Source organism: Dellaglioa sp. CoH-57-MRSF-19 (assembly GCF_056781975.1).
Genome location: NZ_JBXAXW010000094.1, coordinates 1 through 546, shown reverse-complemented (window position 1 = coordinate 546; position 546 = coordinate 1). Strand labels below are relative to the sequence as shown.

Here is a 546-nt window from a genome sequence, read left to right as displayed (position 1 = left end):
CGCGCACCGTCATATCGTTGAGCAGGACGCGGCGGATGCCCTCCGTAACCTCGTCCAGCGCAAGCCGCCGCGTGCTCTGCGGCTTTTCCTCGTCGCCGTACTCATCCACCGTCAGCACGCGCGGGGGCGTGTAGCCGTGTTCGTCGGCTTCTGCGTATTCTTCGGCCGTGACCCCGGCCCATTCGGAACACTCGTATTGCGCGCGATCCATCAGGCTGTAGACGAGTGCATGCGGAATGTCGAGCGTGAGTGAAACCAGTTTCGTACTCATTTCATTGTCCTTAGTGGGTAAGAGTCTGTAGTATGGACGCTATCAAACGACGTGTCAAGCCCTTTATGCGATGCGCGTTCGGGCCGCCACGTGCTCAGCGTTGAGCCGTTCGGCCTCAGCTTGCGCGATGGTGCCGTCGTCGCCCGGCCATTCCTGCACGGTGTTACCCGTGTCCGTGCAGTAGATGCCCGAGACAGGCCCCGCCGCGTTTTGTGTACTCACAAACCAATCGTATTTCATGATCGCTCTTGTTACCCTTGTTGAATGCCCGGAAC

The 546-nt window shown here is 59.5% G+C and carries 2 protein-coding genes; both read right to left on the bottom strand.

The window, feature by feature from the left end; all coding sequences use genetic code 11:
• The coding region (locus AC1RO3_RS08395) for a hypothetical protein (protein ID WP_481763990.1) at nucleotides 1-271 on the bottom strand (271 nt) is incomplete at its 3' end.
• A gap of 63 nt (nucleotides 272-334) precedes the next feature.
• Nucleotides 335-546: hypothetical protein (locus tag AC1RO3_RS08390; protein ID WP_481763989.1), on the bottom strand; the 212-nt coding region annotated here is incomplete at its 5' end.